We start from the raw sequence: 22,911 nt of genomic DNA on the forward strand, positions 1-22,911 counted from the left end.
GGATTGTTACAAACCGGTTTAACCCCTTTATAAAGTATGAAACGCGTTTCCTGTCAAAGGTATTTCAAAAAAATAATCCGTTATGCACTTATACACATAACGGATTAAAACTACACTGTAGATCGCTCCACAAGTTCATATGGAATTTCCACCTTTTCTTGTTTAGAACTCTCGTCACTTATTTGCCGATAAAACATTTCAAAAGCCGCTTTTCCTATTCCCTTCAAATTTTGATCAATGGTTGTAAGTTGTAACACTTGCGAAATAGGTTGGTTATCCAAACCAATAATCGCTAAATTCTCAGGAACTTGAATACCCAATTTCCCAACTTCCGTCATAACCCCAATCGCAACTTCATCTCCTGCTACTATTAATGCTTCAGGAAGATGCTGCATCTTCTTTAATTTATGAGCCACTCTCACACCATCTTCTAACGTAAAACATTCTGTGAAAATCCATTCTTCATTCACTTCTTCATCTATAGATTGCAATTGACGCTTATACACATCAAAACGCTTTTGACTACTCGGTCCTAGCTTTCTCCCCGTGCAATAACCAATTTTTTTATAACCTTTTTCAATAAGGTGATTCATTCCTAGCTGGAAAGCTGCCGAATGATTTGTATATACACTTGAGATATTTGAAATATCATTGTCTTCACAAGCAATGATTGTGCCGTACGAAGCATACGGTTCTATCATTTCCCAATCATTTGCACGCGAACAAATAATAAGGCCATCCAATTGTTTCGTTTTTAACATATGTAAACTTTTCATTTCTTCTTTTTTATTATAGTTTGTTTGGCAAAGTAGCACCCTGTAGTTATGAGTTAACGCTCCCTCCATCATTCCCCCTACCATTGCATCGAAGCTCGGGTGATTAATGTAAGGGAGAATTACACCAACAATATTCGTCTTTCCTTTTGATAAATGAACAGCATTTGCGTTTTGTGAGTAATTCAATTTCTCAACTATTTCTAAAACAACTCTCCTTTTTTCTTCACTTACGTATGGATGATCATTTAGCACCCTCGAAACAGTTGTAACTGAAACCCCAGCCATCTTGGCGATATCTTTAATATTAGCCATACACTCACCTCTACTTTTAAATTAATAAATTCCATGAACATATGTCAAACCTTCTCATCATTACACCTTCATTCGTTTTTCTTACAAAAGTGTAATTTTCCTGTAAGCTAATTCGATAGTTACTTCTTGCGATATTTCATACAATTAAGTCAGAAACAGGGCAACCATTATTCGAAAAGGAGCGGATCAATATGATGAACAAGATGAAAACGAACAATCTTTTAAATACAATGGGCATGGTATTTTCCGCTCTTATCGATGCAAAAGCTGTTGCTTCTACATTAAACAAGTAAGGAGAATATACGATGAACAACATTACTTTTAACAAATTAGATTTTTTAGGATTAGCTAGCGGCTCGATTCTTCTTACTACTTTGATTTACGCTGCTACGCTTGTATAACTTTGTGTCCCCTTTCCCCTTTATATAGAAGAAGACGACCGTCTATGCCCGGTCGTCTTTTCTTACTTTTGATTTGATTGCAAAGCTTCCTTTAGCTCCTCAAACCTCTCATTTAATTGATCTGTCATCATTTTCATAGCTGTTTTTCGATCTATTTGTTCTTCAGCATCAATTTGAATTGGGTCTCCAAAAATTAATTGTGCTCTTTTTCCTTTTATTAATTCTTTTACACTTGATGGACCAATATAAGCTGCCGGTATTAATGGAACGTTAGAACGCATCGCAATTGTCACAGCACCAGCTTTTAACGAAACGTCTTCTGTCGATCTTGTTCCACTCGGGAAAATCCCTACCACTTTTCCTTCTTTTAATAAGCGTGATGGAATTTTAAGTGTACTCGGTCCTGGATTTGCACGATCTACAGGGAATGCATTTACATTTTTAAAGAACCAATTTTTGAATTTCCCTTCAAATAATTCTTTTTTGGCCATGTAATGAATCTCTGTTGGGTACATCCCTGTAGCTAACATTAATACATCCATAAAACTTGTATGTGTACACGCAACAACATACGGGCCACCTTCTGGTAGCTTTTCTCTGCCTTGCACTTCTACTTTCCCAGCTGTTTTAAATATATATTTCAACAAAAATGTAATTGGTTTATACATTTGTTTCGTTCCTTTCTGAACATCCGAAGTATAATCATTTCCTTACCATAATTATAACACTAAGTTTTAGGAGTTGGTAATAATTTTAAGGTTTAAATATTAAATTTCAATTCTTACAAAAGTGTAATTATCTTGTAAGCTAATTCGATAGTTACTCTCCACCATTTTTCATACAATTAAATCAGAAAGAAACAACAACCATTCGAAAAGGAGCGGATCAATATGATGAACAAAATGAAAACGAACAATCTTTTACATACAATGGGCATGGTATTTTCCGCTCTTATCAATGCAAAAGCTGTTGCTTCTACATTAAACAAGTAAGGAGAATACATGATGAACAACATCACATTTAACAAGTTAGATTTTTTAGGATTAGCTAGCGGCTCGATTCTTCTTACTACTTTGATTTACGCTGCTACGCTTGTATAACTTTGTGTCCCCTTTCCCCTTTATATAGAAGAAGACGACCGTCTATGCCCGGTCGTCTTTTTAAATGTTTTTTTCTTTTAACTCTTTTAAAAGCTGTATCATTTCAGCTTGTTGTTTTATCTTCTTACGACCATTTCGATTAATTGCTGCAAGCTCACAAGCAACTCCAACGGCGAAGAAAAACAATAAACTTTCTAACATATGAAATCCTCCAATTGCCTATTAAACAGCTTGACGTAATTGCTCTTCTTGTAACATCTTCTTATTTATATTTTCTTCTTTTCTCTGACAAACATTATTGCGAATAAGCGCTGCAATAACAAATAAAGTCCCTACAATATCAAACATCGTGATTTGATATCCTTGCATCATCATAATAACTAAAGTCGTAATAGGTACAAAGTTAATAAATAAAATACCATTAATAGATGATAAAATTTTCACACCGTAATTCCAAGCAAGTAATGCTACAATGCCTGGTAATGTCATCATAAACAATAAATCATATTTCACGATAGAAATCGTTCCCATACTAGGGACTGAAACATATCCAAGTGCTGTAATAATTATCGTTATAATTCCTGTAACGGTCGTACCGAATACACACGTCAACGTAGAATAACGTAATGTCGACCAATCGCTACACGTTTGACCACCCATCGTATAAATAACCCAGCCCACAACTCCAACAAATATACATGCTAGTGAAAACATGTTATCTTTCAATGTTAAAAAGAAACTCATGTCGCCCTTTGTAATAACAAATACAGCCCCTACAAAAGCGATAATCATGCTCGTTATCATATATTTTTTCGGTTTTACATGCTTATATCCCCATAAAATACAAATAGAAATCATCGGCATAAGTGCTTCCATAATGGAGGCTACCATGACGCCTGATTTCCCCATTAACATTTGACCTAAAAATATAAGTACATTATATACAGTAAACGCCATCGTTCCGAAAAAGACGAGTAGCCTTCCTCTTCCTTCTAAACGAAATGCCTGTTTCCCTTCTTTCATTAACAACAATACAATCAGCATTATCGCCACCGCTCCATAGCGAATAAGAGAAAAATAAAACGGATCTATGTATTCTAACGCATGATCAGCAACTGGAAACATTGCTCCCCATGACATACTTGCAATTAAACACGTAAAAGCGCCTATTATCATTTGACCTTTTCTCACCACAATCCCCCGCTTCTTTCTATTTGCACAAAGAGAATTGTAAAAGAAAAAATATATCACGTAAAATGATTCAAAATGATGTTAACTATCATTTATAATGATAGTTAACATCAAGGAGGACAGTATCATGGAATTAAGAGACTTGCAAATCTTCCAGAGCGTTGCCGACCAAGGTAGTGTAAGTAGCGCAGCAAAGGAATTAAATTACGTACAATCAAATGTAACTGCACGTATTAAACAATTAGAAAATGAGCTGAAAACACCGCTCTTCTATCGTCATAAACGAGGTATGACTTTAACAGCTGAAGGAAGAAAAATGCTCGTTTATGTTAACAAAATTTTGCAAGATGTTGATGAGCTAAAACAAGTATTTTTAGATAGCGAGACACCCTCTGGCATATTAAAAATCGGTACAGTCGAAACAGTAAGTACATTACCTACCATTTTATCTTCTTACTATAAAAGCTATCCGAACGTCGATTTGTCATTACAAGCAGGTTTAACAGAAGAATTAATTAGAGAAGTACTCGATCATCAATTAGATGGCGCTTTTATATCAGGACCAATAAAACACCCACTTATTGAACAATACGATGTTAGTACAGAGAAATTAATGCTCGTAACTCAAAATAAAGCTTTTCATATAGAAGAATTTACAACAACGCCTCTACTCGTTTTTAACCAAGGTTGTGGATACCGTTCCAAACTAGAACGATGGCTGAAAGACGAAGGTTTGCTTCCAAAAAGAATTATGGAATTCAATATATTAGAGACAATATTAAACAGTGTTGCACTCGGCCTTGGAATTACACTCGTACCACAGTCTGCTGTCCACCATCTTTCTAAAGCAGGGAAAGTGCATTGCCATGCAATTCCTGAAAAATATGGTAGTATTTCAACAGTTTTCATACGCCGTAAAGATAGCTATATGACGAATTCAATGCGTAGCTTTTTAAAAACAATCGAAGAGCACCACCACATTAATATGCTTTAAAAGACATTCTTACACGAATGTCTTTTTTTCTTACAAAAGTGTAAGTCTTCCGTAAGCTAATTCGATAGTTGCAGGCGATCATATTTCCTATAATTAAGACATACAGCAGGGCAACAACAACTCGAAAAGGAGCGGATACGCATGATGGACAAAATGAAATCAAACAAATTTTTAAATACAATGGGCATGGTGCTATCCGCACTTGTCGATGCAAAAGCCGTTGCAACTACATTAAACAAATAAGGAGAGATTATAATGAACAACATTACATTTAACAAATCAGACTTTTTCGGACTTGCAAGTGGAGCGACTCTTCTTACAGCTTTCATTTACACACTTGCTCAAAGTCTTGTTTAACACTTTGTTTCCCCAAACCCCTTTATATAGAGAAAAAGCTGCTCGTCTTATAGACAAGCAGCTTTTTAGTTTGTCCCGCTTTAATGGGCAGTAAGACCCCCACCTCAAAATGCAGCGAAAGCAAAGAAGTTAGGTGGGGGTCGGGCTGCCCATTAAAGTCCGATTGGTTCAACTAATAATCAGTGGGGGATGAAGCCCCCTCACTGATTAAAGTTTCACTTTATTTCATATATAATTTGACCTGTTTTCGTCATATCATATCCGCCAATCGCCTTTAATTCATTATGAAATTCTTCCGATTGCAGAATGTCTTTCACAACTTCGATCAGCTCTTCATTTTCTTTATTCTTCAAAATCACTAAATCATACTGTTCTTTCATGATTGGAATAAAGTCTACATTTACAATTTGCGAAAACTTTTCTGACCCTACTCCGACGTCAGCTTTTCCATTCGCGACTTGCGTGGCAACACCAAGATGGTTCGATTCTTCCCACTCATATCCGCTAATACGTTCTTTATTTAACTTTTGAATGCGCAATTGTTCATCAACTAACACCCTAATACCAGAACCTTTTTCTCGATTTACAAATCGTATAGATGATTGAGATAAATCAGCCCATGTTTTTATATTTTTTGGATTTCCCTTTTGCACATAAAACCCAACGTTCCTTACTAATAAATTAATCATCGTACATGGTTGTCCTACTAAAATACGTTTTACGTAAGGAACATTATATGTACCCGTTTCGCCATCAAACAAATGCAAGCTAACGATACTTCCTTCTCCTTGATACATTTTTACTAGACTCGTTAAACTACCTTGATATGCCCTTAATATATTTGAACTTGGCAGGCGATTTTCTATACGTTTTGCCAACATGTCTAACGTTAGTTCTTGTCCGCTAATAATACATGTATTCGAGATACTATTACTGTCATTCTTTACAGGAGTAACTTGTACGTTACCTGTTTTCATTTGCTTAATATATTGTTCTAAATCTGCTGAATCAATGCGCATCTGTCTACCAATTCTATAAGAAGGCAGTTCTCCTTTTTTAATTAGATCGTATACAGTTAATTTTGATACTTTTAATCGCTTCGCTACTTCTTCCGTTGTGTAGGAATGATGATCCATAGACGATTCCTCACTTTCTTCCTTCATTGTAACAAAGAAAAGAATATTTCTCCTATATTTTAAGAGCAACCACATCTTTCAAATTATATTCAATTATAACTAGTTATATTTAGTTATAATTAGTTATAATTAAATATGTCAAAACGAAAGGGGATTTTCTTATGAACAAGTTTACATTACGATCCATAGGGGCGCTTATATTTTCTTTTCTTCTTATATTTAGCGTTGCATGTACAAACGGAGATAAGAAAGAGAAATCAACCGCTAAAGAAGAAAAAACAGTTGAACTTACTATATCCGCAGCTGCAAGCTTACAAGATGCATTAAAAGAAATTGAAACAAAATATAAAGAAAAAGAACCTAATATTAAACTTTCTTTTAATTTCGGTGCTTCTGGTGCACTTCAACAACAAATCGAACAGGGCGCACCCGCTGATTTATTCTTCTCAGCAGCAGAAGATAAATTCCAAACTCTTGTTAAAAAAGGATTCATTAATGAAAAGGAAGGGAAAAATCTTCTTGGAAATGAACTAGTTCTAGTCATCCCTAAAGATAGTTCTCTTACAAAATTTCAAGATTTAAAAGATGAGAAAATCAAAAAAATTGCACTTGGTACACCTGAATCTGTACCTGCTGGCAAATATGCAAAAGCTTCTCTAACACACGAAAACCTTTGGAATGATGTTCAAAATAAAGTCGTATTTACAAAAGATGTTCGCCAAGTGTTAACATATGTAGAAACAGGGAATGTCGATGCTGGTATTGTATACAAAACAGATGCTCTTATTTCAGACAAAGTGAAGATTGGTGAGACAGCAGCTGCTACTTCTCATGAGCCAATTCACTATCCTTTAGGTGTTATAAAAGAATCTAAGCATAAGAAAGAGGCGACTTCATTTTATGAGTATTTGCAGTCAAAAGATGCACAATCTATCTTTAAGAAATATGGATTTACCGTCCTATCATAATTGCCATGAGCTTTGATACTATTTTATCACCAATCTTTCTATCTTTACGAGTAGCCGCATGTGCCACCATTATCGTTACCATTTTAGGAACGATAATCGGAAGAGCGCTAGCACGTTCCTCATGGAGATATAAAGTAATACTAGAAACGATTTTCTTATTACCAATGGTACTTCCGCCAACTGTAATCGGCTTTTTTCTCATTATTATTTTTGGAAATAACAGTCCCATTGGAATGTGGATAGAATCAATATTTCAGCAATCTATTATGTTCACATCTACTGCTGCAATCATTGCTTCTACAGTTGTTGCTTTTCCGCTTATGTATCAATCAGCAAAAACAGGATTTTCTATCGCGAATGTACAAATTGAAGAAAGTGCTCGTGACCTTGGTGCAAGTGAATATCAAGTTTTTCTACACGTCACACTTCCGCTTGCATTTCCTGCTTTACTAAGCGGAATGATTTTGAGCTTCGTTCGTGCGCTTGGTGAGTTTGGTGCTACACTCATGTTTGCCGGAAATATTCCTGGTAAAACACAGACTATCCCAACTGCAATTTACATGGCGATTGATGCAAGTAATATGCAACTCGCCTGGACACTTGTCGTTATCACTATTAGTATGTCCCTCCTATTTTTGCTATGTATTCAGCTTATTAATAAAAGAATTACTAACTCTTAAGGCAGCTCTTTTTGAAGCTGCTTTTTTATTTCTTAGGAAATAAAAATATACCATCGGGAAATAACTGAATTTTAACTTTTATTTAAATATACATTCTATTTGAATTTACTTTCTAAAATAGGCAATTTCCTGTTATTATATGGAGGTGTTTGAAAAAATGAAGAAATGAAAACGCATTTATATCGTGAATTCTTCATCCTGTTTTAGCGATCGGTAATCTTCTACTCTAGTAGTGGGGCATTACCGATCGTTAGAACGATATGTAATTATATTGGTATAGCAAAACGAAGGGAGTCTTGTAATGGACATTTTATTAGCGCTTCTTCCTGCAATTGCATGGGGAAACATCTTATTAGTAAGCGTAAAAATGGGCGGTGGTGCATATAGCCAAACGGTAGGTATGACAATCGGTGCTCTATTCTTCGCAACAATTATGTATGTATTTACTCAACCAGCTTTAACAATGACAATCTTGATTGTTGGTTTTATTTCAGGTTTATTCTGGGCTTTAGGACAAGTAAACCAATTAAAAACAGTTGAAAAACTAGGTGTTTCAACTACTGTAACAATTTCTACTGGTATGCAACTTGTTGCAACTTCTATCTTTGGGGTTATCGCTTTCCGCGAGTGGACTACTACTACAACGATCATTCTGGGAACGATTGCAATCCTATTAATCGTAGTTGGTGTTGTATTCACATCATTAGATGATAAAGAAAATGCTCAGCCACCAGGACAATTGAAAAAAGGACTTCTTACTTTAATTGTTTCTACTTTTGGCTATCTTGTATATGTAATTATTATTCGTTGGTATAACATCGATGGTTGGTCTGCTATTTTACCACAAGCAGTTGGTATGTTTGTTGGTGCGGTTGTACTGACATCTAAACATAAACCTTTTAACAAATATGCAATCCGTAATGCTTTATCTGGTTTACTATGGGGAACTGGAAACTTATTCTTACTTCTTTCACTACCACGTGTCGGAGTAGCAACAAGCTTCCCATTATCTCAAACTGGAATCGTTATCTCAACATTCGGTGCGATTGTCTTCTTAGGTGAAAAGAAAACAAAACGTCAATTGATCTTTATTGCACTAGGTAGTGTTTTAATTATTGGTGGCGCTGTATTGTTAGGTATGACAAAAGCATAAACTTATATTCTATTAATAAACCCCTGAAGCGTATGTGCTTCAGGGGTTTTCCAACTCTAATTATTTTCTAGATATAATTATTTGTATGTTTTTGTCCCTTATAATTGTTCTTCCACTCTAGTAAACCAGCTATACATATAAAGAGATTAATAACAGCTAATATTAGCATAACGTATAACCCGGAGGAAATATAAATTGAAATACTAACTACATTATATAAAATCCATAAATGCCAGTTTTCTAAGATTTTTCGACTTAGCATAAATTGAGCTACTAAGCCTAATACAGCATTTAAAGCATCTAAATATGGACTTGTTGATTCTAAATAATGAACTTGATAATAACCCCAACCAATCCATGCAGCTAAAATAAAGACTATATAGAAAATCCAACCTTTCAAATCTAAACGAACTGTTGCTTTTACCTCTTCTTCACCACTGCGTGCAATCCAATAATACCAACCATATACATTAAAGATAAATTGAAAGGCTGCCAATACTGCCATTGCATATAAACCTTGTGTAATAAAAATATATAGAAATACCGCAACAGTAATCATACCGAATAAAAAGTTGGATACTTTTTCTCTTGCTAATAGCCAAACATTGATAATTCCCATGACCGATGCAAAGATTTCAATATAGCTCGATTGAATATACAATCCAACCAATACACAAATAATACTAGTAATGAGTAAAAAGAGCGGACTTCTAATCATAATCATCTCTCCCCAGATGTGTAATAAATTCCCTATCACCAGTATAAGGAATCACTCTCCCTTTCACCATTAATTTCCTACTTTTCATTATCTATTCCATCTACAATAAGCCTTTTCTTTTTACAAAATTCTCTTAAAAATGGTATCGTTTTTTATAACATATCTCCACTAGAAAGGAATAGAGGATATGCTAACTAAACATCGAATTCTATTTATTGGTGCTGGTCGTATGGCAGAAGCTATATTTTCCGGATTACTGAAAACAAGCAAAGAATACATCGAAGAAATTATCGTTTCTAACCGAAGCAACGTAGAAAAGCTAGAACAATTACAAACGCGATATAATGTGTCTACTACAACAGATTGGAAGCAGCATGTTACATCTGTTGATACGATTGTTTTAGCAATGCCGCCTTCTGCACATGAAGGTTTATTAGCGGAATTATCTCCGTTACTATCGAGTCAACTTGTCGTAACGGTAGCTGCTGGCATTGGCCCATCTTATTTAGAAGAAAGACTTCCTAAAGGAACACCTGTTGCTTGGATTATGCCAAATACAGCTGCTGAAATCGGAAAGTCTATCTCCTTATATACAATGGGACAATCGGTAACCGAGATGCATCAGGAAACCTTGCAACTGCTTTTAAGAGGTATTGGTACTTCGCAACTTTGCACTGAGGAAGAAGTTCATCAGCTTACTGCAGTTACGGGAAGTGCACCGGCCTTCCTTTATTACTTTGCTGAAAGCTTAATTGAAGCAACAAAAAGTTATGGAGTTGATGAAGCGACTGCCAAACACCTTGTCATTCAAATGATTTCTGGCTCTGCCTCTATGCTCGAACGAACGCAAGATCCAGCTAACCTCCGCGAACAAGTAACAACACCAGGTGGTTCCACAGCTGAAGGTCTCAAAGCTTTATATGAATATAATTTTTCAGGGGCAATTCAAAAAGCAGTAGAAGCAACAAACAAAAAAGCTAGGGGGAAATAATATGAGTTTAACAAGTTTAAAAGACTATACAACATTACATAACGGTGTAAAAATGCCTTGGTTCGGCTTAGGTGTTTTTAAAGTAGAAGATGGTTCAGAAGTAATTGAGTCTGTGAAAGCAGCAATTAAAAATGGCTACCGCAGTATAGATACTGCAGCAATTTATCAAAATGAAGAAGGCGTTGGCCAAGCAATTCGTGAATCAGGTGTTTCACGTGAAGAATTATTTATTACATCAAAAGTATGGAATAGCGATCAAGGATATGAAACAACACTTCAAGCATTTGAAACTACATTAGAAAAATTAGGACTAGAGTATTTAGATTTATATTTAGTACATTGGCCTGTAAAAGGGAAATATACTGAATCATGGAAAGCGTTAGAAAAACTTTATAAAGACGGCCGTGTTCGTGCAATTGGCGTGAGTAATTTCCATATTCACCACTTACAAGACGTATTTGAAATTGCTGAAATTAAGCCAATGGTCAATCAAGTGGAATACCACCCACGTTTAGCACAAGAAGAGTTACACGCTTTCTGTAAAGAACATAATATCCAGCTTGAAGCTTGGTCACCATTAATGCAAGGACAACTATTAGATAATCCAACGTTGCAAGAAATTGCGACAAAATATAATAAATCAACTGCGCAAATTATTTTACGCTGGGATCTACAAAACGAAGTTGTAACAATCCCTAAATCTATTAAAGAACATCGCATTATTGAAAATGCAAACATCTTCGACTTTGAATTAAGTGCTGATGATATGAAAGCAATTCAAGCTTTAAATGAAGACCGTCGCGTTGGTCCAGATCCAGATAACTTTAACTTCTAGTAGAAAAACCACTGCCATATGCAGTGGTTTTTCGTTAAAGAAAACTGAAAATTTAAACTATATTTCATTCAGTTGACACTTCATCATCCAAGGTGTAAGATTTTGAATTATCAAAGAAACACAAAAATTAATAAAGTTTATTCGTTTACTCATTGTATCAAGAGAGGTGGAGGGACTGGCCCTTTGAAACCTCGGCAGCAGGTTCATTTTTTGAATACTGTGCCACTTCCTGCAAGCTTTATAGCTTGAAAGATAGAATGAGGGACTTCGTTTATATACGGGTGCATAACTTGTACGTAAAAATCCCTCTTTCTCAATATGAAAAGAGGGATTTTTTATTTTTCATTTCCCTCATCATCATCCAAACTTAATTATTTAGGAGGAAAATCAAATGAAAAAAAAGTTTGTACCCGGTATTGCGTCAGTTGTAGGAGTAAGTATTTTATTAACTGGTTGCGGTAGTTATAAAAACGAAGCAAGCGGAGCAAATGCAAAAGACGAGGCACCTAGTAAACAGGTTTTAAACTTATCTTCACCTACTGAAATACGAACAATGGATACAGCTCGTGCTACAGATACTGATTCTGGTCAAGTAATGAGAAACGTATTTGAAGGTTTGTATAATCTTGGTGAAGGTAATAAACCTGTCCCTGGTGTTGCAAAATCTCATGAAGTAAGTGGCGATAAAACGAAATACACATTCCACCTGCGAGATTCAAAATGGTCAAACGGCACTCCTGTTACAGCGAAAGATTTTGTCTTCGCTTGGCAAAGAGCTGTCGATCCAGCAACAGCCTCTGAATATGCATTTCTATTCTTTGATATTAAAAATGCAACAAAAATTAACAACAAAGAACTTCCAGCCGACCAACTTGGTGTAAAAGCAGTTGATGACCATACGTTTGAGGTAGAATTAGAACGCCCTGTTCCATATTTTATTAGCTTAACAGCGTTCCCAACATTTCTACCAATTAACGAGGAATTCTTTAAAAAACAAGGTGATAAGTACGCTTTAGAAGACAATACAATCTTGTACAACGGCGCTTTTACACTAAGCGATTGGAAGCATGAACAAAGCTTTAAATTCAAGAAAAACCCTACCTATTGGGATAAAGATACTGTCAAACTAGAGGAAATCAATTTTAACGTCGTAAAAGAAAAATCAACAGAAGTAAACCTATTCGAATCAAAACAATTAGACCGTATAAAATTAACATCCGACTTCGTTGATAAATATAAAAAAGATGCGAACTTTAAAGAACGCCCGAACGTAGGCGTACAATTTTTACGTATGAACCAACAAAACAAAGTACTACAAAACGTGTCTGCACGCCAAGCAATCGATCAAACAATTGATCGAAAATCCTTTGTAAATACGTTATTAAATGATGGATCTACACCAACCTTTGGTCTCGTTCCAAAAAACTTTGCAAAAGGGCCTGATGGAAAAGACTTCCGTACTTTAAACGGAGATTTAACCAAAGTTGATACAAAATCTGCACAAGAGTTATGGAAAAAGGCGAAACAAGAGCTTGGTTCTGAAAAAATAACATTAGAATTATTAACAAGTGATGCTGACCTTGATAAGAAAACTGGTGAGTTCTTAAAAGGACAACTAGAAAAGAATTTAGATGGATTAACAGTAAATGTGAAACCACAACCACGTAAACAACAAGTTTCACTTTTATTAAAAGGTGACTATGAAATTGGTATTGACGGCTGGAGCCCTGACTTTGCTGATCCAATTACATTCCTTGAATTGTTTACAACGAATAACCCTTACAACTTGGATCATTACTCTAATAAGGAGTTCGATGAAACAATTGAAAAAGTGAAAACGACTTTAGCTGGTGATGAAAAAGCTCGCTGGGAAGCATTACTAGCATCTGAGAAAATATTATTTAAAGACTCAGTTATCGCTCCCCTTTACCAAAAAGGCGAATCTTATTTAGAACGTTCTTATGTGAAAGGAATTGTGCAAGTAGACTTTGCAGGCCAATTAAACTTCAAATGGGCACAAATTGAAAAATAAAAGGCAAGCTGAATTGAAGTTTTTCTATCTACAACAATTATTTTATTGAAAAAATGTATTAAAAGCGGATTCTCAATAAGAGAAAATCCGCTTTTTTAATATATTATTTTAAAAAATTAATACTCCACTTTTTATTATTGACATATAGTTCTTCTCAGTGTTAATATTCTAAATAATCAAAGAAACGAAATATTTCACCATCAAAATATAACGTCTCCTATGTTGAAACATATAACGATACATTATATTTCAACATGTATATACATATAGAACACCTGATTACCTACATATACATATTTATAATAGGTTTTCTCTTCTTCTATAAATACACTTCAAGACATGGACATTATGACGTTACGAACAACACATTTAGGGAGGAACGAACAATGAAGAAAAAAGTTGTACCTGTTGTTGCATCTGTTTTAGGGGCAAGTCTATTACTAACTGCTTGCGGGGGAAATAAAGATCATGCAAGCGGAGCGAAAGCAAAAGATAAAGCACCTGATAAGCCGGCAATTAACTTATCATTCGCTTCAGAAATTCCAACAATGGATGTTGCAAAAGCAACGGATGGGGAATCCATGAGCGTAATGCGAAATGTTTTTGAAGGTTTATACGCAATGGGAGAAGATAATAAACCAATTCCTGGTGTTGCTGAGTCGGTTGACGTTAGTCCCGATAAAACAAAATATACATTCCATCTGCGTGATTCAAAATGGTCAAACGGTACTCCTGTTACAGCAAAGGACTTCGTCTTCGCTTGGCAACGTGCCGTAAACCCTGACACAGCAGCTGAATATGCATTCTTATTCTTCGATATACAGAATGCGAAACAAATAAACCAAAAACAATTACCAGTTGATCAATTAGGTATTAAAGCTGTTGATGACAAAACGTTAGAAGTACAACTAGACCGTCCTGTTCCTTACTTCTTAAGCTTAACGACATTCTCAACATTCTTACCAATTAATGAAGAGTACTTAAAGTCTCAAGGCGATAAATACGGTTTAGAAACAAATCATTTAATTTACAACGGTGCTTTCACATTAGATAACTGGAAACACGAACAAGGCTTCCAATTGAAGAAAAACCCTAACTATTGGGATGCTAAAACGGTAAAATTAGAAGAAATCAACTTCAATATCGTTAAAGATAAGTCTACAGAAGTGAACTTATATGATTCAGGACAAATTGATCGCGTTGCTTTAACTGCGGAGTTTGTTGATAAATATAAGGGCGATCCAAACTTCAAAGAACGTGCTGAAGTTGGCATTCAATTTTTACGACTCAATCAAAAAAATGAAACATTAAAAAATCAACACGCACGCCTTGCTATTAACGGCGCAATGAATAAAAAAGCATACGTAGAAACAATTTTAAATAACGGCGCTGTTCCAGCTGAAGGAATGATTCCTGCGAAATTTGCAAAAAGCCCTGAAGGCAACGACTTCCGTAAAGAAAACGGAAATCTAGTGAAAGATGATGTGAAAACAGCGAAAGAAAACTGGAAAAAAGCGAAGCAAGAACTTGGTACTGACAAAGTAACAATTGAACTCTTAACAAGTGATAACGCTTTAGCTAAAAAGACTGGTGAATATTTAAAAGGTGAACTAGAAAAGAACTTAGATGGATTAACAGTGAATTTAAAACCACAACCACGTAAACAACAGTTAAAACTACTATTAAGTGGTGACTATGAAATCGGTATTGATGGCTGGGGCCCTGACTTCGCTGACCCAATTACATTCTTAGATTTATTTACAACAGATAGTGCGTATAACTTCGATAAATACTCTAACAAAGAGTACGATGAGCTCATTCATAAAGTAAAAACAGATTTAGCTGGTGATGAAAAAGCTCGCTGGGAAGCAATGAAGCAAGCTGAAAAAATTCTATTACAAGACGGTGCTGTCGCTCCTTTATACCAACAAGGTCGTTCTTACTTACAACGCGGATTTATTAAAGGACTTGTAACAACTGACTTCGGTGGTGAGTTTAACTACAAGTGGACAGAAGTTACAAAATAATGAGTGCTAATAAAAAGGTATCCAATTGAGGATACCTTTTTATTTTATGCTTCTTTAACTACAGAGCTTTTTCCCTTTACCATTCCTTTTATAGCTAAAGTCATCACTGCTACTGATTGTGTAACCAATACAATAACTAATAATGAAATAATATTTCTCTCTAAACTAACTCCTCCAAATATTATTGTATAATAGCCATTCGCTGCATATGTTGCGGGAAATAGTTCACCGATTGTTTGATATGTTTTAGAAAGCATCTCATGTGGGACAATTACACCGGAACTTACAAGTTGTAACGATAGTGAGATAATATTAAAAATCATACCTGCGTTTCCAAACACAGTTAGAAACATTTGTGTTAATGAAAGAAATGCGAAGAAGACTATTGCTTGAAACACCCATATACTCCCTACTGTTTCGTGCATCTCAATTTGGAAGCCTTTCATCAAACCAATTGTAATACATGCAAGTAAAATCGATGCTGTACCGTTTATAATTTGTCTTGATAAGAAATTACTCCAACCGCCCTTTACTTCTTTTGCAACTTTTGATAGTTCCATACTCATTATCATTGCTCCTACAAATGAAGCTAATACGATCATTAGCGGTACCATATTCACTGAAAATCCTTTTGCATCATTTACTTTATGAACTGTAAAACCAATTGAATCTTCCGTTAACCCTTTTATCACTTCTACATTCTCATGTCCTACAGCTTGTAGCTTTCCGACAATCGCTTGTTTCTTATAACTTGCTACCTCTTTATTTACATTATCTCGAATTTGTTTTGCAGCTCCTTCCATCATTTGCTTTGCCATCATGGCATTCGCTTGATTAATGTGGAAGTTTAAATTTGATTTTCCTGTTTCATTTATATCTTTTGAAAAAGAAGCAGGAATTTCAATAATCATATCGTACACATGGTCATTCATTTCTTTGTTTGCTTTTTCTACAGACCGTTCTGCTTTCACTTGAAATGGTAAATTTCTCTGTAAGCCTTCTGCTATTTTATTACCTATATTGACATCTTCATTCACAATAGCGATACGCATTTGATCTGCTCTTTCATTCACTCCATCATATGCTGTTAACCACACGCAAAAGAAAATAAGTTGGAACGATAGCGCTACTACCATTCCTACATACGTACCTGGTCTTTTTAAAAACTGTTTTAATGTATCCATCTTCCCACTCTCCTTTTAGCAAGCAAGTACATACTTGCATTTTATTTTAAATAAATACTAGGGTCTTAATGCCCTAGCATATAAAACAATATTATTTTCAATAAATTTCTCATCATCAACTTCTGTCAGGCGATCAGCAAAACGTAATTTAGATAAGAAATATCCAAAATTGATCCAGATAAAGTTCATTACTTGCGCTTCAATATTCGTATCAATAATGTTTCCTTTTTCCTGCATTTTTGCAAAATAGATACTTAATTCTTCTTTTAGTCCTTGTGGTATTTTAGCAATTTCCCCGTCTAATTCAGGAAATTCTCCAGCCTCACGTATACCGATAGCAATAATATCTTTTACCCCATCTAAAAAATTATGATAATGCCTTGCTAAGTTTTTTAAATCTGTTTCTAATTCCCATACAATCTCTGTTTGCAAAAACTTTTTTAAATGCGGTACATATGAAAATTCAGCAACCGCTGCTTCAATAACACCCTTCTTACTTTTAAAATTGCGAAATATCGTTACTTCATTAACACCAGCACGCATTGCAATTTCTTTCGTTGTCGCTGCTTTATATCCTTTTTCTTTCACTAATTCAATCGCTGCTTGAATAATTTTTTCTGCCGTCTTTGAGCGCGCCATAAAATCCTCTCTTCCTCATGCAAGTGATCACTTACATTTAGATTATATAACTTTTCAAATAATTGTCAACAATCCTCTTTTCCTTCTTTTTGCATTGAAACATTCTTTTAAAAGCTCTCGTAAATGCCTCTTGTGAGGAAAAACCATATTGCATTGCAATATCAATAACTGCTCTTTCAGTCGATACTAAAGCTTGTGCAGCATGAGTTAATCTTCTCTTTCGAATGTAATCCGTTACACTCATACCAATATAACTTTGAAAAATACGATGAAAATGGTACATCGACACCGCACTGTAAGATGCTACTCTTTCTGTTGTAAGCTCCTCATGCAAGTGATTTTCTATATATTCAATTGATTTTTTTATTATCTCTTTATATTCTTCATGCATTTTAGTCCCTCCCTCACAACTTCAATTTACCATATACATACAAATCTTTTTTGATTTAAATTGCGGATTAGCCCTTGCAACTACAGAATAATAATTTATTTTCAACACATACATAATTACATGATTTTGGGAAAAACTTGTATAGAACGAATTTACATAAGGAGGAATTTATAATGAGAACTCTACTATCAGTTTTATTAGCTCTTATGCTAGTACCTGCATTAACAGGATGTAAAGCTCCTGCAAAAGAAGACACAACTTCTAATAAAAAGACAACTGAAGAAGCAAAAAACGAGGCTCCTGCAGATTTAAAACTAAACTTCAATGAATTCGATTTAAAAGCAGACTACCAAGATACAAAGAAAGACTACGAAGCAGACTATAAAAATGTAGCAGCTGATAAGAAAATGGAAGCAAAAATTGAAGATCATAAAGCAGATGTAAAATTAACAGGAGACGAGGCTATCACAAAATTAAGCCCACTTCTACAAGAATTAAAATTTGATAAAGATACTGCTGACCAAGAAGTAATCGATCAAGTAGTGAACGTGTTCAAACTTGATAAAGACTATCAAAAATTTGATTTAGAAGTTGTCTTCTCTGATGGAACGAAAAAAGAATATAAAAGAGAAATAAAATAAAGAAGTAGGCGGTTGCCTACTTCTTTATTTTTGCATATCTTAAATCTGGTTTAGATCCAACATAATATTGAAGTCCAGATACCGTTTGTTTTTGTAAATAGGAATCCGATGGGAATATAATTGGAATTAATGGTGAATCTGTAAACATAATATCTTCCGCTTTATGCAATAAGTCAAAACGCTTATCTTCATTTTGTTCAACTTCTGCTTCCTTCACTAAAGCATCAAATTCTTTATTATGCCATTTTGCATAATTGTTTGGACCATCACCTGCATATAAATCTAATTTAGTAATTGGGTCTAATAGAGAGCCGCCCCATCCCATATAAGCTAATTGGAAATCACTTTGCTTATATGTGTCGATGTAACTCTTCCACTCTTTATTTTCTAATTTAATATCTACGCCAAGATTTTTCTTAAACATTTCTTGCATTGCTTCTGCTACTTTTTTATGTTGTGTATCTGTAGTAAATTTTAATGTTACTTCAGGTAATGTAGACCAGCCTTGTTCTTTCATGCCTTCTTCTAATAATTTTTTCGCTTCTGCTGGATCAAATTTAACGTAACCACCTTTTTCTTTACGGAAATCACGCCCACTTTGTGTTTTTGCTCCTTCTGGAACGAATGCATTTGCTTCTTGTGCATTGTTTTTATACAGTTTTTCAACAATAAACTTACGATCAACTGCTAATGAGAATGCTTTACGTACTTTCGCATTTGTGAACGGCTCTTTTTCTACATTAAACGAATAAATATAAGATGAAAATCCTGCAACACGCTTGTATTCTTTATTTCCTTTTTCTTTCTCAATCATCTCTTGTGGTAAACCACTTAGTAAATCTAATTCTTTTGATTTGTATAATTGGTACGCTGTTTTAGAATCTGGAATAATACGAAACTCAATTTCTTTTAATGCTACCTTTTTATCATAGTATTCTTTATTTTTTTGTACTGTAATAGCCTGATTGTGCTTCCATTCTTTTAATGTGAATGGTCCGTTCGTAATTAACTCTTTTGGATCTGTTTTTAATTTATTATTATCATCAATTGATTTTTTAGATAATGGAATGAATAATGAGCTTGCCAATTTTTGTTTAATAGAAGACACTGGGTGCTCAAGTGTTACCTTTAATGTTTGAGGATCAATGACTTGAATGCCAACTTGTCCTTCTTCACCTTTTCCAGTATTGTATGCTTCTGCCCCTTTAATAAAATACATTTCTGTTGCATTCATAGAACCCGTTTTCGGATTTAATAATCGCTTCCATGCAAATTCAAAATCATTTGCTGTAATAGGAGAACCATCTGACCATTTAATATCTTTCTTTAAATGAATTGTATACTCAGTTCCATCAGCATTTACTTCTTCTTTCTCTGCTAATTCATTTTGATATTTCCCATCACTATCTTGCGTATATAAGCTTGAGAATAAATGTCCAATTACATAACCTGAAGTACTATCTGTCGCAATAGCGGAATCAAGTGTATATGGATCGCTACCAATATTCGTTACTAATCGATCTCCTTCCCCCTTACCAGCACTCGCCTTTTGCGTCTCTTTCTTACCGCAAGCGACAGAAGTAATTGCTAAAACAGTCATAATGACAAACAGTAAAAACTTCTTCATCCTACATTCTCCTTTAACCTGAAATTTTTGGTGTTGATGCTAATAATGTTTTTGTATAAGAATGTTGTGGATTACGGAATACTTCATCCGTATTTCCAAATTCAACAAGTTCTCCTTTATATAGGACAGCCACTTTTTCACATAAATAGTGAACCATCGGTAAATCGTGCGCGATAAATAAATATGTATAGCCTTGTTCTTTTTGAATCTTTTGCAGTAAATGTACAATTTGAATTTGCAATGAAACATCTAATGCTGAAATTGGTTCATCAAGAATCAATACTTCTGGCTCACACAATAACGCTCTTGCAATAGCGATACGTTGGCGTTGTCCTCCGCTAAATTCATGCGGATAGCGATCAATATATCGTCTATCTAACCCAACACGCTCTAGCGCATCACCTGCCACTTTATCTTTCAATCCTTTATCACCTAAACCAAATGAAATATAGCCTTCCGTTACGCTATCGCGTACTTTCCAGCGCGGATTTAATGCTGCTGTGGAATCTTGAAAAATAAACTGTACTTTCTGTAAGAAATCACGTTTATGAGCTGCCTTCAGTTTGTGAACGACTTGACCGTTATAATCAATTTCACCAGACGTTGGGCTCTCAATCCCAGCTATGAGCTTTCCAAGTGTTGTTTTTCCTGAACCACTTTCGCCAATAATGCCAAGCGTTGTTCCTTTCGGGATAGAAAGTGATATATCTTTTAACGCTGCGATTTCTTTATTTTTACTTCCATATGTTTTCGTTACTTGCTTTACAGTAATTAAATCTGTCGTCATGAGGCATTCACCTTCTCTTTTGATTTCGCCTTATTATGCTCCAGAACATGTTGCCAGCAATGTGAACTATGCTCCTTGGAATATGTTGTTCTCTCTGGGAAACGATGAATACATTCTTTTATCGCTACTGGACAACGATTTACAAAAGGACAACCAAAGCTATTTAACGTCTCAATGGAAGGTGTCGTTCCTTCTATTGCACGTAATACTTTTTCGGAATCGTCCATATTGGGAATTGCTTGTAATAAGCTTTTTGTGTATGGATGTTTAGGGGAACCTATCACTTCCTCTATCGTTCCTTTTTCAACAACACGTCCCCCATACATCACAACTACTCGATCCGCTACTTCACGTACAAGTGCTAAATCGTGCGTAATTAGTAAAATACTCGTATTTTGCTTTTCCTTTCTTTCCTTTAATAACTCCATAATTTGCTTTTGAATTGTTACATCTAATGCTGTCGTAGGTTCATCCGCAATAACGAGTTTTGGGTGGCAAGCAAATGCGATTGCTAAACAAATACGTTGCCTCATGCCTCCGCTTAATTGATGTGGGTACTGTTCAAAGCGTTTCTCTGCTTCATGTATCCCTAAATCATTTAATAAGTTAATCGCAATTTCTTTTGCTTCTTTTTTCGATTTCTTTTCGTGTTGCAAAATCACCTCTGTAATTTGCCTTCCCACCTTCATCGTCGGATTTAAAGATGAAAGTGGATCTTGAAAGATAAAAGCAATATCTTTCCCACGAATTTGATTCCATTCTGATTCTTGTAGATTCGTTAATTCCTCTGATTCAAAAGATATATTTCCATCATCAATATGAATTGATTCTTGATTTAAGCCGATAATAGATTGTGCTGTAACACTTTTCCCTGAGCCACTTTCTCCTACAAGCGCAACTATTTCACCTTCGCTAATAGAAAAGGAAACATGCTTCACAATTGCTTGTTTACTATTCTCTTTTTCAACGGCTAACGTTACGTTTTCTAAAGATAAGAGCTGTCCCATGTTTTTTCTCCTTTCGATTCTGTTTTACGATTTTTGGATCAATTGCATCTTGTAAACCATCACCAATCGCATTAAATGCGAACATAATGAGGGCAATCATGATTGCTGGGAAGAATAGCTGCCACCATTCCCCGCTTAGTAATGTCCCAAGTGCATCATTCGTCATCGTCCCCCAGCTTGCTGCCGGTGATTGCACTCCTAGTCCGATAAAGCTTAAAAATGATTCTGAGAAAATAGCTGCTGGAATTGTAAATGATAAATTTACGATAATAATGCCTGTTAAGTTCGGAATTAAATGCCCATATATAATTTTCATATGTGATGTACCTAATCGCTCCGCTGCAATAACAAACTCTCTTTGTTTTAAAGATAAAACTTGCGCCCTAACGAGACGTGCCATACCAATCCATCCTGTTAATGCAAGGGCGATGATAATGGTAAAAAGACCTGGTTTCATAACAATTAATAGTAAAATAACAATTAATAAATATGGGATACCGTATAACACTTCGATTCCTCGTATAATCCACTCATCAATTAATGTCCCAAGGCGATTGCGCCCTCTCACATATCCACTAAATCCTCCGATTAGCACACCAAGTCCTATATCAAGAGCAGCTGCCACTAATCCAACTGTTAATGAAATTTTCCCGCCAGCCCAAGTACGTGCCCATATATCTCTTCCCAAATCATCTGTTCCGAACCAATGCTCACTACTAGGTGGTAAGTTTGTTGCCTCTTTTACTTGTTCACTCGCAGTAAATGGCGTTAAACTTTCACCAACAAGTGAGAAAACAATAATGAGTAATAACGTCACTGATCCTAAAACTGCGATTGGATTCGATACAAACTTACGAAACACTTCTTTCTTTCGGCTAATCTTTTGCTGATCTTTATTTATTGTTAATTCTGTTTTCTCTTCATTTGTTAATAACTGGTCATTAATTTCATAAGCCCCCATCTA

General features: G+C 35.1%; 24 protein-coding genes, 1 pseudogene and 1 riboswitch. Of the genes and pseudogenes, 12 read left to right on the forward strand and 13 right to left on the reverse strand.

The genetic code is table 11. The annotated features are described in order from the left end of the window. Positions 1 to 110 precede the first annotated feature (110 nt). The gene (locus LMD38_RS24975) at positions 111 to 1,088 is read right to left on the reverse strand and encodes a LacI family DNA-binding transcriptional regulator (RefSeq protein WP_001273929.1); all 978 of its coding nucleotides are present in this window, start codon (positions 1,086 to 1,088) and stop codon (positions 111 to 113) included. A 305-nt stretch (positions 1,089 to 1,393) separates the two neighbouring features. Between LMD38_RS24975 and LMD38_RS24980 the strand changes: the two genes are divergently transcribed. Further along, entirely contained in the window at positions 1,394 to 1,489 is a 96-nt protein-coding gene (locus tag LMD38_RS24980) for a DUF3948 family protein (protein WP_001060004.1), read from the forward strand. Positions 1,490 to 1,551: 62 nt separating this feature from the next. On the opposite strand, the gene LMD38_RS24985 is transcribed toward LMD38_RS24980, so the two are convergent. Then, positions 1,552 to 2,157 (reverse strand): lysophospholipid acyltransferase family protein, encoded by a 606-nt coding sequence (locus tag LMD38_RS24985; protein WP_000277773.1) that lies wholly within the window; start codon positions 2,155 to 2,157, stop codon positions 1,552 to 1,554. Positions 2,158 to 2,493: 336 nt separating this feature from the next. Here LMD38_RS24985 and LMD38_RS24990 point away from each other — a divergent pair, with 336 nt between their 5' ends. Further along, on the forward strand, positions 2,494 to 2,589 hold the full coding sequence (locus LMD38_RS24990; RefSeq protein ID WP_001060004.1) for a DUF3948 family protein: 96 nt from the start codon (positions 2,494 to 2,496) through the stop codon (positions 2,587 to 2,589). A 60-nt stretch (positions 2,590 to 2,649) separates the two neighbouring features. Here LMD38_RS24990 and LMD38_RS24995 read toward each other — a convergent pair whose 3' ends face one another. Both LMD38_RS24995 and LMD38_RS25000 read right to left on the reverse strand, forming a co-directional pair. Beyond that, positions 2,650 to 2,790 (reverse strand): YrzO family protein, encoded by a 141-nt coding sequence (locus LMD38_RS24995; RefSeq protein ID WP_000894067.1) that lies wholly within the window; start codon positions 2,788 to 2,790, stop codon positions 2,650 to 2,652. Between the two features lie 21 nt (positions 2,791 to 2,811). Next, entirely contained in the window at positions 2,812 to 3,780 is a 969-nt protein-coding gene (locus LMD38_RS25000; RefSeq protein ID WP_016716280.1) for a DMT family transporter, read from the reverse strand. A 127-nt stretch (positions 3,781 to 3,907) separates the two neighbouring features. Here LMD38_RS25000 and LMD38_RS25005 point away from each other — a divergent pair, with 127 nt between their 5' ends. Both LMD38_RS25005 and LMD38_RS25010 read left to right on the forward strand, forming a co-directional pair. After that, a complete protein-coding gene (locus LMD38_RS25005; protein ID WP_000423054.1) occupies positions 3,908 to 4,774 on the forward strand; it encodes a LysR family transcriptional regulator in 867 nt (288 codons plus the stop codon). Positions 4,775 to 5,029: 255 nt separating this feature from the next. Further along, entirely contained in the window at positions 5,030 to 5,131 is a 102-nt protein-coding gene (locus LMD38_RS25010; protein WP_001060014.1) for a DUF3948 family protein, read from the forward strand. 215 nt (positions 5,132 to 5,346) lie between these two features. Here the strand turns inward: LMD38_RS25010 and LMD38_RS25015 are convergent, their stop codons facing one another. After that, on the reverse strand, positions 5,347 to 6,294 hold the full coding sequence (locus LMD38_RS25015; protein WP_016716277.1) for a substrate-binding domain-containing protein: 948 nt from the start codon (positions 6,292 to 6,294) through the stop codon (positions 5,347 to 5,349). A gap of 134 nt (positions 6,295 to 6,428) precedes the next feature. Between LMD38_RS25015 and modA the strand changes: the two genes are divergently transcribed. The 3 genes from modA to LMD38_RS25030 all read left to right on the forward strand — a co-directional run bounded on the left by modA (position 6,429) and on the right by LMD38_RS25030 (position 9,068). Further along, positions 6,429 to 7,235, forward strand: a complete 807-nt coding sequence (gene modA / locus LMD38_RS25020; protein ID WP_016716276.1) for a molybdate ABC transporter substrate-binding protein — start codon at positions 6,429 to 6,431, stop codon at positions 7,233 to 7,235. Between the two features lie 5 nt (positions 7,236 to 7,240). Next, positions 7,241 to 7,915 (forward strand): molybdate ABC transporter permease subunit, encoded by a 675-nt coding sequence (gene modB, locus LMD38_RS25025; RefSeq protein ID WP_016716275.1) that lies wholly within the window; start codon positions 7,241 to 7,243, stop codon positions 7,913 to 7,915. Between the two features lie 301 nt (positions 7,916 to 8,216). Beyond that, positions 8,217 to 9,068, forward strand: a complete 852-nt coding sequence (locus tag LMD38_RS25030; RefSeq protein WP_000353544.1) for a GRP family sugar transporter — start codon at positions 8,217 to 8,219, stop codon at positions 9,066 to 9,068. Between the two features lie 67 nt (positions 9,069 to 9,135). On the opposite strand, the gene pnuC is transcribed toward LMD38_RS25030, so the two are convergent. Further along, the gene (pnuC, locus tag LMD38_RS25035) at positions 9,136 to 9,786 is read right to left on the reverse strand and encodes a nicotinamide riboside transporter PnuC (RefSeq protein ID WP_016716274.1); all 651 of its coding nucleotides are present in this window, start codon (positions 9,784 to 9,786) and stop codon (positions 9,136 to 9,138) included. 187 nt (positions 9,787 to 9,973) lie between these two features. Here pnuC and proC point away from each other — a divergent pair, with 187 nt between their 5' ends. From proC to LMD38_RS25055, 4 genes are all read left to right on the forward strand, one after another. After that, positions 9,974 to 10,777 (forward strand): pyrroline-5-carboxylate reductase, encoded by an 804-nt coding sequence (proC, locus tag LMD38_RS25040; protein WP_016716273.1) that lies wholly within the window; start codon positions 9,974 to 9,976, stop codon positions 10,775 to 10,777. Between the two features lies 1 nt (position 10,778). Next, a complete protein-coding gene (locus LMD38_RS25045) occupies positions 10,779 to 11,612 on the forward strand; it encodes an aldo/keto reductase (protein ID WP_000060176.1) in 834 nt (277 codons plus the stop codon). Between the two features lie 151 nt (positions 11,613 to 11,763). Further along, a riboswitch (SAM riboswitch) is annotated at positions 11,764 to 11,871 on the forward strand. Between the two features lie 132 nt (positions 11,872 to 12,003). Next, the gene (locus LMD38_RS25050; protein ID WP_000726477.1) at positions 12,004 to 13,644 is read left to right on the forward strand and encodes a peptide ABC transporter substrate-binding protein; all 1,641 of its coding nucleotides are present in this window, start codon (positions 12,004 to 12,006) and stop codon (positions 13,642 to 13,644) included. A gap of 386 nt (positions 13,645 to 14,030) precedes the next feature. After that, entirely contained in the window at positions 14,031 to 15,671 is a 1,641-nt protein-coding gene (locus tag LMD38_RS25055; RefSeq protein WP_227585576.1) for a peptide ABC transporter substrate-binding protein, read from the forward strand. Positions 15,672 to 15,715: 44 nt separating this feature from the next. On the opposite strand, the gene LMD38_RS25060 is transcribed toward LMD38_RS25055, so the two are convergent. From LMD38_RS25060 to LMD38_RS25070, 3 genes and pseudogenes are all read right to left on the reverse strand, one after another. Then, the gene (locus LMD38_RS25060; protein ID WP_061183027.1) at positions 15,716 to 16,855 is read right to left on the reverse strand and encodes a YhgE/Pip domain-containing protein; all 1,140 of its coding nucleotides are present in this window, start codon (positions 16,853 to 16,855) and stop codon (positions 15,716 to 15,718) included. A 57-nt stretch (positions 16,856 to 16,912) separates the two neighbouring features. Further along, complete coding sequence (locus LMD38_RS25065; protein ID WP_016716269.1) at positions 16,913 to 17,494, reverse strand: TetR/AcrR family transcriptional regulator; 582 nt, start codon at positions 17,492 to 17,494, stop codon at positions 16,913 to 16,915. A 40-nt stretch (positions 17,495 to 17,534) separates the two neighbouring features. Continuing rightward, positions 17,535 to 17,885, reverse strand: a pseudogene (locus LMD38_RS25070) (helix-turn-helix domain-containing protein); the annotation flags it as partial. A gap of 173 nt (positions 17,886 to 18,058) precedes the next feature. Between LMD38_RS25070 and LMD38_RS25075 the strand changes: the two are divergent. Continuing rightward, positions 18,059 to 18,526: a YusW family protein gene (locus LMD38_RS25075; protein WP_001259643.1), complete on the forward strand. Its 468-nt coding sequence runs from the start codon at positions 18,059 to 18,061 to the stop codon at positions 18,524 to 18,526. Between the two features lie 16 nt (positions 18,527 to 18,542). On the opposite strand, the gene LMD38_RS25080 is transcribed toward LMD38_RS25075, so the two are convergent. From LMD38_RS25080 to LMD38_RS25095, 4 genes are read right to left on the reverse strand one after another with little or no spacing between them, the layout of a single operon-like run. Continuing rightward, entirely contained in the window at positions 18,543 to 20,153 is a 1,611-nt protein-coding gene (locus LMD38_RS25080; RefSeq protein ID WP_061183026.1) for a peptide ABC transporter substrate-binding protein, read from the reverse strand. Between the two features lie 13 nt (positions 20,154 to 20,166). Next, entirely contained in the window at positions 20,167 to 20,940 is a 774-nt protein-coding gene (locus LMD38_RS25085) for an ABC transporter ATP-binding protein (protein ID WP_000205672.1), read from the reverse strand. Beyond that, entirely contained in the window at positions 20,937 to 21,947 is a 1,011-nt protein-coding gene (locus LMD38_RS25090) for an ABC transporter ATP-binding protein (protein WP_048553658.1), read from the reverse strand. The genes LMD38_RS25085 and LMD38_RS25090 overlap by 4 nt, the downstream gene beginning before the upstream one ends. Further along, a complete protein-coding gene (locus LMD38_RS25095) occupies positions 21,904 to 22,908 on the reverse strand; it encodes an ABC transporter permease (protein WP_227585577.1) in 1,005 nt (334 codons plus the stop codon). Before LMD38_RS25095 ends, LMD38_RS25090 begins: the two co-directional genes overlap by 44 nt. Positions 22,909 to 22,911: the final 3 nt, after the last annotated feature.

Source organism: Bacillus pacificus (assembly GCF_020861345.1).
Classification (GTDB): domain Bacteria; phylum Bacillota; class Bacilli; order Bacillales; family Bacillaceae_G; genus Bacillus_A; species Bacillus_A pacificus.